This is a genomic window from Pseudomonas sp. SJZ080 (assembly GCF_007828295.1).
Classification (GTDB): domain Bacteria; phylum Pseudomonadota; class Gammaproteobacteria; order Pseudomonadales; family Pseudomonadaceae; genus Aquipseudomonas; species Aquipseudomonas migulae_A.
In genome coordinates this window covers 150480-162828 of sequence record NZ_VIUK01000002.1, presented here as the reverse complement: position 1 = coordinate 162828, position 12349 = coordinate 150480, and the positions used below count along the sequence as shown (strand labels likewise).

Annotated in this window: 11 protein-coding genes, 2 tRNA genes and 2 pseudogenes; 12 read left to right on the top strand and 3 right to left on the bottom strand. The window is 57.3% G+C overall.

The window, feature by feature from the left end; all coding sequences use genetic code 11:
- Window positions 1-5 precede the first annotated feature (5 nt).
- The 3 genes from FBY04_RS03225 to FBY04_RS03215 all read left to right on the top strand — a co-directional run bounded on the left by FBY04_RS03225 (window position 6) and on the right by FBY04_RS03215 (window position 1041).
- The gene (locus FBY04_RS03225) at window positions 6-446 is read left to right on the top strand and encodes a CBS domain-containing protein (RefSeq protein WP_084320091.1); all 441 of its coding nucleotides are present in this window, start codon (window positions 6-8) and stop codon (window positions 444-446) included.
- A gap of 240 nt (window positions 447-686) precedes the next feature.
- Window positions 687-760: transfer RNA gene (locus FBY04_RS03220), tRNA-Cys, on the top strand.
- A gap of 194 nt (window positions 761-954) precedes the next feature.
- Window positions 955-1041, top strand: a tRNA-Leu gene (locus tag FBY04_RS03215).
- Window positions 1042-1123: 82 nt separating this feature from the next.
- Here FBY04_RS03215 and FBY04_RS03210 read toward each other — a convergent pair.
- Window positions 1124-1576 (bottom strand): annotated as a pseudogene (locus FBY04_RS03210) (tyrosine-type recombinase/integrase); the annotation flags it as partial.
- 98 nt (window positions 1577-1674) lie between these two features.
- On the opposite strand from FBY04_RS03210, the gene FBY04_RS32295 reads away from it, so the two are divergent.
- The 8 genes and pseudogenes from FBY04_RS32295 (at window position 1675) to FBY04_RS33120 (ending at window position 9583) form a co-directional block, all read left to right on the top strand.
- Complete coding sequence (locus FBY04_RS32295) at window positions 1675-1836, top strand: hypothetical protein (protein ID WP_178118249.1); 162 nt, start codon at window positions 1675-1677, stop codon at window positions 1834-1836.
- A 141-nt stretch (window positions 1837-1977) separates the two neighbouring features.
- The gene (locus FBY04_RS03205; protein WP_084320085.1) at window positions 1978-2259 is read left to right on the top strand and encodes an excalibur calcium-binding domain-containing protein; all 282 of its coding nucleotides are present in this window, start codon (window positions 1978-1980) and stop codon (window positions 2257-2259) included.
- 633 nt (window positions 2260-2892) lie between these two features.
- On the top strand, window positions 2893-4155 hold the full coding sequence (locus FBY04_RS03200) for a serine hydrolase (protein ID WP_084320083.1): 1263 nt from the start codon (window positions 2893-2895) through the stop codon (window positions 4153-4155).
- A 118-nt stretch (window positions 4156-4273) separates the two neighbouring features.
- On the top strand, window positions 4274-5611 hold the full coding sequence (locus FBY04_RS03195; RefSeq protein ID WP_084320081.1) for an alginate export family protein: 1338 nt from the start codon (window positions 4274-4276) through the stop codon (window positions 5609-5611).
- A 38-nt stretch (window positions 5612-5649) separates the two neighbouring features.
- Window positions 5650-6753: a polyamine ABC transporter substrate-binding protein gene (locus FBY04_RS03190; protein ID WP_084320079.1), complete on the top strand. Its 1104-nt coding sequence runs from the start codon at window positions 5650-5652 to the stop codon at window positions 6751-6753.
- 48 nt (window positions 6754-6801) lie between these two features.
- A complete protein-coding gene (locus FBY04_RS03185) occupies window positions 6802-7290 on the top strand; it encodes a DUF3237 domain-containing protein (RefSeq protein ID WP_084320078.1) in 489 nt (162 codons plus the stop codon).
- A gap of 136 nt (window positions 7291-7426) precedes the next feature.
- Window positions 7427-8725: pseudogene (locus FBY04_RS33125) on the top strand (HAMP domain-containing protein); the annotation flags it as partial.
- Window positions 8726-8764: 39 nt separating this feature from the next.
- Complete coding sequence (locus tag FBY04_RS33120; RefSeq protein ID WP_371927701.1) at window positions 8765-9583, top strand: methyl-accepting chemotaxis protein; 819 nt, start codon at window positions 8765-8767, stop codon at window positions 9581-9583.
- 62 nt (window positions 9584-9645) lie between these two features.
- On the opposite strand, the gene FBY04_RS03175 is transcribed toward FBY04_RS33120, so the two are convergent.
- Entirely contained in the window at window positions 9646-10599 is a 954-nt protein-coding gene (locus tag FBY04_RS03175; protein ID WP_084320074.1) for an aldo/keto reductase, read from the bottom strand.
- 89 nt (window positions 10600-10688) lie between these two features.
- On the bottom strand, window positions 10689-11300 hold the full coding sequence (locus FBY04_RS03170) for a TetR/AcrR family transcriptional regulator (protein ID WP_140678297.1): 612 nt from the start codon (window positions 11298-11300) through the stop codon (window positions 10689-10691).
- Window positions 11301-11664: 364 nt separating this feature from the next.
- On the opposite strand from FBY04_RS03170, the gene FBY04_RS03165 reads away from it, so the two are divergent.
- Complete coding sequence (locus tag FBY04_RS03165) at window positions 11665-12333, top strand: GntR family transcriptional regulator (protein WP_084320070.1); 669 nt, start codon at window positions 11665-11667, stop codon at window positions 12331-12333.
- Window positions 12334-12349 lie beyond the last annotated feature (16 nt).

The following is a 12349-nucleotide window of genomic DNA, read 5'->3' as shown; positions in this document are numbered from 1 at the left end:
CATCCATGAAAACAGCCGCACAGCTGCTGAAACTGAAAGTCGTGCAAAACCAGCACGTGCATAGCATCGCGCCGGACCAGATGGTGCTTGAAGCGCTGAAAATGATGGCCGAGAAGAATGTGGGCGCGCTGCCGGTCATCGAAGCAGGGCAGGTGGTCGGCGTCATCAGCGAGCGCGACTATGCGCGCAAGGTCGTTCTGCAGGGACGTTCCTCGGTCGGCACGCCGGTGCGCGACATCATGAGCGCACCGGTCGTGACAGCCGACAGTCAGCAGAGCATCGAGCGCTGTATGGAGGTCATGACCGACAGCCATCTGCGCCATCTGCCGGTAGTGGATAGCGGCGAGTTGATCGGTTTGTTGTCGATTGGCGATTTGGTGAAAGAGGCGATTGTCGAGCAGGCCGATTTGATTCGGCAGTTGGAGTACTACATTCGTGGGCACTAAGCGGGCCGGCGGCACGCGGGAGACGTGGGCGAGGAGTCGAGCCTGCGTCGAAACATGCAAAGCGCCCGATAAAATTTTTTTGAAATCAAGGGGTTGCCAGCCCTCGGAAATCAGTACATAATTCACGCCATCGAAAGCACTGACCGCTGAAAAAGCTCAATGTTTTCAAGGAGTTAGATCTAGAATCTGCTCCAAGACTGTACGCGTTTGATGTTGTGCTACATGACATCAGATGTTTGAGGCCGAGTAGCAAAATGGTTATGCAGTGGATTGCAAATCCACCTACGCCGGTTCGATTCCGACCTCGGCCTCCACTTTAAACAAGCTCCGTAGATCAATGATTTACGGAGCTTTTTTATTTGCATTGTCCTGCAAGATTTAGTCTTGAAATGGGCATTTGCCAACTTGCTTCACCGGGACGGGATGTATATATTTCGTCCTCTGCTGCACAGGCGTCAAAACTGACAGATCTTCATCTGCCAGTCTTCAGACGGCTTACCGCGCTACCGCCCGAATGGCGAAACTGGTAGACGCATGGGACTTAAAATCCCCCGCTCGTAAGGGCGTGCCGGTTCGATTCCGGCTTCGGGCACCATTTAAAATCAAGGGTTTGCGAGCGAAGGCTGAGGCAAACCCTTGATTGTTTCTGGTCCGCTATTTTGGAGTTGGTCCGCAATTCACTTAGTTGGAGTGACTTTCTTGCCCAGGCGATTCCGGATGTATTGCTCCGTCATAACCACGGCCGTATGCCCAAGTTGATCTCTCGCCTGCATGATGTCACCGCTCGATTCAGCCTTGTCTGTAACAGCTTTAGCGCGCAGATCCCGCATTTGAAGTTCGATCTTGGCAACACCTGCCGCCTCCCTGGCTAAGTCAAATCTCCCCCGCAACATCGCCACCGTCGTTGGTGTGCCATCCTCCGAAACGATCAGCCGCGTCGAGCGGATCTTATGTTCTTTCTTTCGGAGCATGATTCGATCAATCAAAACTTTCAGCTCTCCTGTTATTTCAATCCGACGTTTTGCATTTGTCTTCCCTTGCAGAACCCAGATTTCACCGTTGCGCACATCCTGTTCGTCCAATAGTCGCGTGTCAGTCACGCGCTGCCCGGTCAGATAGGCAAGGTCCATGGGGAAGGGGTTCAGCCGATAAAAGCTGCCAGCGTGGCGCTGCCGTCGCGGTGAGTGATCCGCGTATGCACTACCGGTGCTGCTTGTGGGCGGACGGCATGAAACGCTTTGACGAAAGCCCCGTAGCATTCGCCGTCATCACCTGCCAGGTGAGTGGTGCAGGCAAGATCGGCATCTTCTTCGTTCGGGATGTGCGCGCTGAGATCATTGCGATGCTGTGCTCTTTGCCGATCTTGATGATTTGCGCCATCAGCGGTTGATCTGTTCGTCGTAGATGACTTCTTTGGTCATGAGTATTCCTCGCCCGCCGTTCACCGGCAGGCTATATGTGAATTTGTGGGTTACGCTGGAAAGCAGGCAACGTGAGAACGCAAACGGTCTCTCATCATGGATGGATCAAGATGAAACTGATTTTGGTTGTGCTTGTTGTGGGTCTGTTAGCTTGGAAGCTTTCCCCTGAATTACAGTCCTGGGCTGAGGCTCGGCTATCCACGCCCCAAATCATCTCTACGATCGTGACTGCGCCGAAGCCTGTTTCGGCTCCAGTCAAATGCGATGGGCGCAAATATTGCTCGCAGATGACCTCGTGCGCAGAGGCCAAAAACTTTCTGCAAATTTGTCCAGGAATGGAAATGGATGGCGACAATGACGGAGTACCCTGTGAGACACAGTGGTGCCGGTGACATTCGCCGTTCAGCAGCAGGCTGGTAGGTGGAAGAGGGGGATTAGTAAAATCGGCGCTGCTTCAGCTTTCCGCAGCGCTCGCACTGAACGATCTTGTACTCACCGCGGCACGAGCCATCGACGATGCTATGAAGTAAGCCGCCGACGATCGTCCATTTGTGGCTGAAGAGGCACTTGATCATCGCTGTCTCCTCTGGAATTCAGTGCCGCGGACGATCACGGTCTGAGCGTCCCGGGCAAGCACGGGCATGGTGCTGAAGGGAAGGTTGCTGCAATTGCGGTGGGCATGGACGCAGGTGTGACACATGCCGCCTTTCGGTTGGTGCGTCATCGTGATCCCCCCATTGCAGCAACATGCTCACAGTCGGCAGCCAGTTTCAGAAGGTTCGAACGAACCTGGGGCGATTGGAAGAATGCTACTCAATGGTTTGCTGGCGAGGGCGGGATTTGAGGCCGCTTTCAGGAGTTGTGCACTTACCGGGCGGTGACACGCGACACCAGAGGAGGGTAGGTCCACGCTGAACGCTCAAAGTAATTTAATCGAGAAAAAAGGTTTATTGACTAAAATAAAATATCGGGTAATTATTTCCCTGCATCTGCTCGCACGCAGAGTCATTTTCAGGGTCAACCCGATGAGTCAGAACACCGTGCCTTCACTGGCCAGTCTTTACGTCGAGACTAATGGATCGTCATTCGACGCGCGCCAGGCGCCTTTGCTTATGCAGGGCTTCCCGGCAGAGCCGCAACGCCGCGTCACCTGGAACAATTGGATGCGCCCGCCGTTCAACCAGTGGGGTTTCCGTAATCTGGCGCGCCTGCGTCCCTCCATTGATGTGCAGGCGGGCTCCGGGCCGGTCAGTACTTTGCAAGAATCTCCACAGGCGCTGGATGAGCTGCACTTCGACAGTGAATGTGGTCTGAGTGTCAGCGTCATCGATCACCTGGTGGCCAGTCAGACCGATGCTTTTTTGGTGATGAAGGGCGACACCGTGTTGTTCGAGCGCTACTTCAACGGTCAGCGTCCCCGGGATCGGCACATCATGTTCTCGGTGACCAAGTCGCTGATCGGCACCCTCGGTGAACAACTGGTCTGTGACAGTGTACTCAACCCAACGTTGCCCGCTGCGTATTACGTGCCTGAATTGGTGGGCAGCGCGTTTGGTGATGCCACCGTACGCCAGCTGTTCGACATGGCCGTGGGCATCGAGTACAGCGAGGTCTATGACGACCCCAACTCGGAGAGTTCGCAATATGGCTATGCCTGCGGTTTTCAGCCTGCACCTGCGCAGTACGCCCAGTTCGAGTCGCTGTACCAGTACCTGCCGTCTCTAAAAAAACGCGGCACCCACGGCGGCTTTTTTCATTACGTGACCGCCACCACCGAAGCCTTGGCTTGGGTCATGGAGCGCGCCTCGGGTAAGGCCTGCGATCTGTTGATGCAAGAAATCTGGAACCAGTTGGGGTGTGAGCGTGACGGCTACTTTATGGCCGACCCCTGGGGACGTAGCGTCGCCGGTGCGGGTTTCAGCGCCACCTTGCGTGACATGGCGCGTTTCGGTCGCCTGCTGGCCAACGATGGTCGCCAGGATGAACTGCAACTGCTGTCAACCGAGACGGTCGCACGCCTCTTCGCCGGCGCCGATCCGACGATCTACGCCAAAGACTCCGACTTCTCCAAATGGACCCCCGGCGCTTCTTACCGAAGCCAGTGGTACGTCTTCAACGACCACAGCCAGGCGATTATGGCGGGTGGTATTCACGGCCAATACCTGTTTGTCGATAAGCCGTCCGGTGTGGTGATCGTCAAGCAGTCATCGCTGACCGACGCCGTCAGCCAGTTCGATGCTGACAGCGTGCGCATGCTGCGTGCCATTGCTGCACATCTGAGCCACTGAAACGCCCCATAAATACAAGAAGTTTGCGTCCTATTCGCCTGGCTCAGCCAGGTGTTGGCGGCGCTTTGCGCCGCCATTTCACTGCCCTGTAACAACAATAATCACACAGGAGCTTCACATGGTTTCGATGACGCGTTTCTCTCGAGCGCTCTTGGCGCTCGGCTTACCCCTGACCACCCACGTTGCGTTGGCGGGCTACACCTTCGAGGACGGCAACCTCCAGGGTGAAGTCAACCTCACCGCCGGCGGTGCGACCCTTTCCACCCGTAACGTCAACTTCGGCGCCGGCCGCGTCGATACGCGCAGCGGCAAAAACGGCGGCACGAAAATCGACTGGCAGGAGTTCTACGTCAAGCCAGGTATTAAGCTGGATTACGCCCTGCAGCCCGACTTCAGCCTTTTGGCCGGAGGCTCGCTCGTGGCGGCGACAACCTTCGGCGATGGCGACGCCGGCGGTTTTACGCGCAGCTCTGACGGTGATGTGGCCGCCGAAGAACTCTACGGCGGTTTCCGCACCGGGGAATGGACGCTGACTGCCGGGCGCCAGAACTACATGATCGGTACAGGCTTCATCGTCATGGACGGCAACCTTGACCAGCTCGATGACGGCGCCTACTGGCTTGGCCCAAGAACCGCGTTCAAGGATTCGGCGATCCTGGCCTGGGATCATGGGGCATTGAAGAGCCAGGCCTTCACCTTGCGTACCGACGACGATCTGGGTGACTTCCGCATGACAGGCGTCAACCTGGATTACAACCTCGATGACCAGGTGACGCTGGGTGCCATGGCAATGAAAGTTCATGCGCTGGGCCCCAAGGGCAGCACGGCCCCTCGATTCCGGGACGGAATGCAGGTGTACAACGTAAGGGCACTCAACGCCAAAGTGCCGGGTGTGTCCGCCCTGACGCTCAACGCCGAATACGCGTTGGAGAAAGGCAGCGGCGAGGGCGTCGATTATGATGCCAAGGCTTGGTATGGTCAGGCGGACTATGCCTTCAATACCTTGCCCCTGACGCCGGTCATCGGCTATCGCTATACCAGTTTTTCCGGCGATGACAACCTCACCGACAACCGCCAGAAAGCCTGGGACTCGCTGAGTAAAGGCTTCGTCGACTGGAGCACCTGGCTGGTGGGGGATGTTGTTGGTAACTACCTGTTGTTCAACAGCAATGAAAACGTTCAGCAGTTCTCACTCAAAACTCACCTGAACCCAACCCTGACCCTCGGTGCGATTCACTATCAGTTCTGGCTGGACGAGAAAAACTACATGGGCGCCCCCGTCAGCGATCGGCGCTTTGCCGATGAAAGCGTGGTTTTCCTCGACTGGACGCCGACTCCGTCGTTCTATACGTCACTGTCGTATAACTGGGTCAAGCCGCTGGCCGCTGCCAAGCAAGTATTCGGCGATGATCAGAAATTCAGCGCGCTGGAACTGTACTTCACCTACCGCTATTAAGTGTCGCGAGCCCCGCGGCCGCGTAGGAGTGTTTCATTATGAACAAGCATGTACGTAGCACCCTGTTGTCCGTTGCGCTGTCGTTGTTGACGGCGGGCGTTTCCCTGGCTGAAGAGCGCACGGTTCGGATCTATAACTGGATCGAGTACTTGCCACCGGAGATCCTCAAGAGCTTTCAGGAGGAAACCGGAATCCGTCCGATCTATGACGTGTTCGACAGCGTCGAGACCCTGGAGTCCAAGTTGCTCACCGGCAACTCTGGCTATGATGTTGTCTACCCCGGCAGCGCCAACCTGAGCCACTTGATCGCGGCGGGTGCCGTCCAGCCTCTGGACCGCAGCCAGTTGCCGAATTGGCAGCATCTGGACCCGGAGTTCATGAAATCCCTGGAGGCGGTGGGTGATACGGGCAACCGTTACGCTGCGCCCTACCTGTGGGGCACCACGCTGATCGGCTACAACGTCGACAAGGTTCAGCAGATTCTGGGCGCCAATGTGCAGATGAACACCTGGGACATGATCTTCAAGGAAGAGAACCTCGCCAAGCTGGCCAGTTGTGGTGTCGGTTTCCTCGATGCAGCCAACGAGATCGTGCCCATCGCTTTGCACTACAAGGGCCTCGACCCCAACAGCCAGAAACGCGAGGACTACCCGCAGGCTCAGGCGGCGATGATGAAGATTCGCCCTTACGTCACCTACTTCAACTCGTCGCGCTACGGCATGGACCTCGCCAACGGTGACATCTGTGTCGCCGTGGGCTGGTCGGGCGGCGTAGCGCTGGCCAAACAGCTGGCCGATGCCGCAGGCAAGGGTGTCAGGGTGGCAATGGCGTTACCCAAGGAGGGTGCGCCGATGTGGTCAGACGTGATGATGGTGCCGGTTAACGCGCCCCACACCAAGGAGGCCTACGAGTTCATCAACTACATCCTTCGCCCCGATGTGATCGCCCGAATCAGCAACAAGATCGGTTACCCCAACCCGAACAAGGATGCCACCGCGCTGGTGAACGCCGACATCCGTAATAACCCCAACATGTATGTGCCGGACGAAGCTCGCAAAACCCTGTTCGCTTTACAGCCCATGCCGCCAGCCATGGAGCGCATCCGCACTCGCACCTGGACCAGCATCAAGACCAATCTCTGATCATTGTGGCCCGGTGCTGTTGTACCGGGCCACACAGGAGTGTTTGCCATGACTGAACCATTGGAGTTGATGGGCGTTGCTCCCAACCTGCAACGGGTGCTGACCCTGCGTGTCGATATTGGCCCTGAGCTGATGATGGGGGAGAGCGTCGAGGGGATGCGTTGCAACTACCCTATTCTCGGAGGGGATTTCGAAGGGCTGGACTTCAAAGGTCAGGTGCTGGCCGGGGGCGAAGATTTCTTCCTGCTGCGCCCTGACGGCGTCGGTCAACTGGACGCACGGTACAGCTTGCGCACCGATGAGGGAGCGTTGATCAACATCCATAACGTCGGTCTGCTGAACATGACCGAATACGGTCGTCAGCTGGAGCGGCAAGGTCAGTGGCCGATTCCCGAGACGGAGTATCACTGCACCTGCACGCCGGTGTTTCAAGTACCCAAGGGACGCCTGGACTGGCTCACCCGCGCAAGCTTTATCGGCCTGATTCATTACCCTAACGCAAGCCAGGTGGTGATTCGCTGCTACCGCTTCTATTGATGCCCGAGATTCACTTCTGCTGTTGAGTACGGCCTCTGTCAACCCTTGTCGCCGGCGCGCATCGCCGGTTGGACGCGTGTGGACGACAGGCAGTGCAGGGCGGTGTGACGGGCTCATTTTCTGATCGGCGACAGGCATGTCGCCATTTTTTTGTGTAGCCGCTCGGCACAGGAGACGCGCCATGTTTGTCACTTTACGAGCCCGAATTATTCTACTGGTCGGGCTATGCCTGACACTGTTGGCCTTGGCCCTGATCGGCACCGCAATCAAGGAAATGAGTGGCTTGAGTCAGCGCGCCGAGGGGTTGACCTCTGCCAGCCTGACCCAGGCTATCGAGGAGCGCGTGGCCGAGTCCGTCGGTTTTCAGTCCTCTGGCGTCCAGGTGTTTTTCCGCGATGCCCTGCGCGTCGGTGAGACCTCATCAGCGGAGGTCATGCGAATCATGTCGCTTAGCCGTAGTGGGGCGCTGACACCAGAGCGCGCCAGGGCCTACATCACGGGGCAGTTGCAGGCCAGCTTGCAAGCCAATACGATGTTTATTAGCACTTATGTCGCCTTCGAGCCCAACGCTTTCGACGGGCAGGACGCGCGCTTTGCCGGACAGAGCGAACTGGGTAGCAACGAGCTGGGGCGTTTTGCACCGGTCTGGTTTCGCCAGAGCGGCGGGAAGATGGAGCAAGTCACGGTGCAAGAAAAGAGCATTGTTGACGACACGCCCATGGCCGACGGCAAGGTGTCCCGCACCTGGTATGACTGCCCGCTACGAACGATGCAGCCTTGTCTGCTGAATCCCTATCTCGATGATGCCTCTGGCAGTCCGATTCTCATGACCTCGCTGACCCTGCCAGTGATCGATCACGGTCGCGTGGTGGCGGTGCTGGGTATCGACATTCAGTTAAGCCAGATTCAAGCCTTATCCCTGGCCGCCAAAGCAGGCTTGCCGGGGCAGGGTGGGGATGTGTGGATTGTCAGCGCCTCTGGACTGGTTGCTGGCAGTACGCTGGACAAGGATGCACTGGGCGGTCAATTCAAGGAACCTAGCGTGGAGTCTTCCGCATTATTGCCAGGACAATCACGACCGCTGCAGGATTTGCTCGTCAGTCAGACGTTCTCACCCATTCCAGGGGCCGAGCCCTGGCGCATTGTGGTCAAGGTACCCTCGAAGCAGATGTTCGCACCGCTGCTTAAGTTGCACGAAACGATGAATGACTACCTGCTCGGGGCCGTGAAAAAGGAGGTGCTGATGGGCTTGGCGCTGATGGTTTTTGGACTGGTGGTGATCTGGCTCGCGTCCCGGAGCATCGTACGACCACTGCAGGCAATGTCGCGGATGGCCGACGATCTCGCCCGTGGCGAAGGCGATCTGGTCAAGCGCCTGGACTACGCCCGTGCCGACGAACTGGGCGGGGTGGCCAGCGGGCTAAACGCTTTTCTTGATGTATTGCAGCCTATCGTCACCCGGCTCAAGGGCTCGATGACCGCGTTGCGGGCGGCGGCGGCCATATCTGCCCAAGGCAGCACCGCCAACTTGCAAACCATGGAGCACCAACGCCAGGACATCGATCAGGTCGCAACGGCTATGTACCAGATGAACCTTTCGGCGCAGGAGATTGCTCGCAATACCGCATCGGCGTCGGAAGCGACGGGGGCTATTTTGCAGGCCATCGATGACGGCACGGGGCTGATCGAAAGAACCACCCAAATAGTTGCCCGTCAGGGCGAGGATCTGGCCAACGCTAACCGTCAGGTCAACCAGCTGTCCGTCAAGAGCGAAAAGATCGGCAGCGTCCTCGACATCATCCGCGACATCGCCGAACAGACCAACCTGCTGGCGCTCAACGCAGCGATCGAGGCTGCACGGGCTGGTGAATATGGAAGAGGGTTTGCCGTGGTGGCCGATGAGGTGCGCAACCTGTCCAGCCGCATTCAGGACTCGATCCAGGAAACGCGCTCGATCATCGAAGACCTGCAGCAGAATACCGTCGGCGTCGTGCATTCGATGAGTCTGAATCAGAATCTCGGCAAGGAACTGGCGGCGCTATTTGGTGCGTTAGTCGAGTCGCTGTACGGCGTCGGTGAAGGCATAGGTCGGGTGGCTCAGATGAACGTCCAGATTGCCAGTGCTGCCGAAGAACAGAGCGCAGTGTCGGAGCAGATCAACCATTCGGTCGGTCGCATCCGCCAGCTCAGCGAGGACCTGACGGTCAGCGCACGTGAATCGGCGCAGCGCATCGCCGAGGTCAGTGGACAGGCCACAGAGCAAGGACGTTTGCTGGAGCGTTTCAAGACCTGAGGTGAGGGGCGCTGTGGCCGGTCATGCCAGCCACGTGCCTGGGCTATCGCGTACAGCCAGTCTTAAAGGAGACTGGCGAGGTCTAGTCGCTCAAGGGTTTGAGCATCCAGCCTCAGCTGCGTCGAGCGCGCCAGGCTGTTTAGTTGTTCCAGGTTGGTGGCACTCGCAATGGCAGAGGTAATGCCGGGTTGGTGCATGACCCAGGCCAAGGCGATTTCCGCAGGTGAGACTTGCTGCTCCTGCGCCACCTGATGCAGAGCGTGCAAAATGCGCATGCCGCGCTCATCGAAGTACTTTTCCAGGTCCTCGCGGCGAGCACTATGCGTCAGATCATTCAGGCCTTTGTATTTGCCACTGAGGAAACCCGACGCAAGGCTGAAGTAAGTCAGGACCTCGCAACCCTCGGCCAGGGCAAAAGAACGCAACTGCTGTTCGAAGTCATGGCGATCATAGAGGTTGTACTCCACCTGAAGGCAGGCGTAATGGGGCAGGGCGTGGCGATCGGCAGAGGATTTCGCGGCCTGTAGATCTTCCAGGGTGTAGTTGGATGCGCCGATCGAGCGAACTTTGCCGCAGGCGATCAACGTGCTGTAAGTCTCCAGGGTTTCCTCGTGCGCTGTCGAGGCATCCGGGTAGTGGGAGAAGTACAAATCGATGTAATCGGTTCGCAGTCGACGCAGCGAATCATCCACGGCTTGCAGGATTCTGCCTTTCGAGAGCCCGTGTTGATCGGGCGAGAGTTCGGCCCCGACCTTGGTGATAATCTTCACTTCACTACGCCGGTGGCTGTTCTGACTCAGCCATTTGCCAATGATGGCTTCCGACTCGCCGCCGCTATTGCCACTGGCCCAGATGGAATAGGCGTCTGCGGTATCAAAGGTGTTGATGCCGAGTTCAAACGCTGCGTCGAGTAGATTCAGCGAATCTTGTTCGTTGACGGTCCAGCCAAAGACATTGCCGCCCAGCACCAGGCGTGAACTCTCCATCGTTGAACTGCTCGAATTATCTTTTTTCATACCGGTCCGCCGTTCGATTTAATAATCGCCCCTCTGGTGTTTGGCCTTCAGCCATACACCCTGCGAGGTGGTTGCATCTGTGTGTTTTCTCAGGCCCGCATGCCGTAAAAGAGCAGCTCGGTAATATGCCTTACCTGAGCGGAGTGGGACTCGACATCCGGCGGTTCCTGGTTGACCAGCCTGAACAACTGCAGGTGTGAATAGTCGTTCAACAGGAAAGCGGCCAGGTCGACGTTGAGGTCAGCGCGTAGCTTGCCAGCCTGTTGCAGCTCTCTGAGCAATCCACTGATTTCAGCCCGGAGCGCATCGTTCATGGCGCGATAGCCTTCGGGCAGTCCGTTGTCGCCGCCAAACAGGATCAGTGGCAGCAGTTCACGCCAGAGGCTGGGGTGCATGACCTCCAGTGCGTAACCGGTCAGCCGCCGCTCCAGGTAACACATGGCATCGACCGGATCTTTGATGTCAGGCATCTGGCTGCGGGCGTCCTTGAGTGCTCGCTGGTCGGCGTCGTGCAGGATTTCCAGAATGATTTCCTGCTTGTTACCGAAGTACTTGAACACGGTGGGCGCCGACACCCCGGCTTGGTTGGCGATTTGTTCGATGGTGGTGTTCTGGAAACCCTGGCGCTCAAACAATTCGATCGCCGCCTTGCTGATGGCTTGGCGTCGTTCGACTTTCTGACGTTCACGTAGTCCGCTCACGGGAGGTCCCTGTCGCTATGAAAAAAAGGGGGGGGGGGGGGCGGATGTCGCCCAATCATCCATGCAAAATACTTAATCGAGTAAAACTTTTAAAGCGCTAATTTCTGTAGTGCGCTCTTTCGCTAGAAAGAAAGCCTTCGGAGGCGAAATGAGCTGTTACCTGGATACCATTATTCACCCATTTTGGGACGCGTTGGGCCATTTCGTAGCACACGGCGAGTGTCACGCCGATCTAAAGATCACCAGTTTTTTAGTCGAAACTCCTTTCCCATTAATAACTTGAGGCAATTCTTGGCAGGCTGGCACGGTTTCTGCCTTTTTGAATCCATGGATAATTGGATACAAAACTGCAAAAGGTGACTTTATGCAATTCGCTCCCACCTACGTTGAACGTCAGCCCCTGACCGCCGAGGAGGAGGCTTACAACTTTCTGCTGGAAGCGATCTGTGGCGGTCGTTACCGCAAAGGCGACCGTCTGATCGCTGAGGACATTGCCAGCGAAGTCGGCATGAGCCGGATGCCAGTGCGCGAAGCCTTTCGCCGTCTCGATGCTCAAGGCCTCGTCACCCTGCGGCCTAACCGCGGGGCCATAGTCAGTGGCCTGGATTTCGACGAATTGCACGAAGTCTTCGAGATGCGCAGTGCCCTGGAGGGGCTGGCCATTCGCGTGGCCGTGGGCAAGATCGGTGAGCGCCAGCTGGCGGCTCTGGAACGCATGCTGGACGAGATGGATGACTACCGCGACGAAAGCGCCGAGTGGGTCCGACTTCATCGGGCTTTCCATGAATATCTGTGCAGCCTCAGCGGTCGCCCTCGGCTGATGAAGCAGATATCTGCACTGTACTCGCTGATCGAGGCGCCAATGCGCCTGTGGCTGCAACACAGCGAAAAACCTTTGAGCGCTCGCCAGGAGCACGCGGTGATCCTTGATGCCATTCGCTCAGGCGATGTCGACCGGGCGGAGGCAATAGTGCGCGAGCACATCGAGGGTACGGTGCCGGCGCTGATCCAGTTTCTGCAATCGGAAAAATAGAATCGGGCTTAAACCC

What these genes read in the sequence shown, in the direction of transcription:
- FBY04_RS03225 (WP_084320091.1), top strand. Translation starts at nt 6, where the DNA reads ATGAAAACAGCCGCACAGCTGCTGAAACTGAAAGTCGTGCAAAACCAG.
- FBY04_RS03185 (WP_084320078.1), top strand. Translation starts at nt 6,802, where the DNA reads ATGACTGAACCATTGGAGTTGATGGGCGTTGCTCCCAACCTGCAACGG.
- FBY04_RS32295 (WP_178118249.1), top strand. Translation starts at nt 1,675, where the DNA reads ATGAAACGCTTTGACGAAAGCCCCGTAGCATTCGCCGTCATCACCTGC.
- FBY04_RS03190 (WP_084320079.1), top strand. Translation starts at nt 5,650, where the DNA reads ATGAACAAGCATGTACGTAGCACCCTGTTGTCCGTTGCGCTGTCGTTG.
- FBY04_RS03205 (WP_084320085.1), top strand. Translation starts at nt 1,978, where the DNA reads ATGAAACTGATTTTGGTTGTGCTTGTTGTGGGTCTGTTAGCTTGGAAG.
- FBY04_RS03165 (WP_084320070.1), top strand. Translation starts at nt 11,665, where the DNA reads ATGCAATTCGCTCCCACCTACGTTGAACGTCAGCCCCTGACCGCCGAG.
- FBY04_RS33120 (WP_371927701.1), top strand. Translation starts at nt 8,765, where the DNA reads ATGACCGCGTTGCGGGCGGCGGCGGCCATATCTGCCCAAGGCAGCACC.
- FBY04_RS03175 (WP_084320074.1), bottom strand. Translation starts at nt 10,599, where the DNA reads ATGAAAAAAGATAATTCGAGCAGTTCAACGATGGAGAGTTCACGCCTG.
- FBY04_RS03195 (WP_084320081.1), top strand. Translation starts at nt 4,274, where the DNA reads ATGGTTTCGATGACGCGTTTCTCTCGAGCGCTCTTGGCGCTCGGCTTA.
- FBY04_RS03200 (WP_084320083.1), top strand. Translation starts at nt 2,893, where the DNA reads ATGAGTCAGAACACCGTGCCTTCACTGGCCAGTCTTTACGTCGAGACT.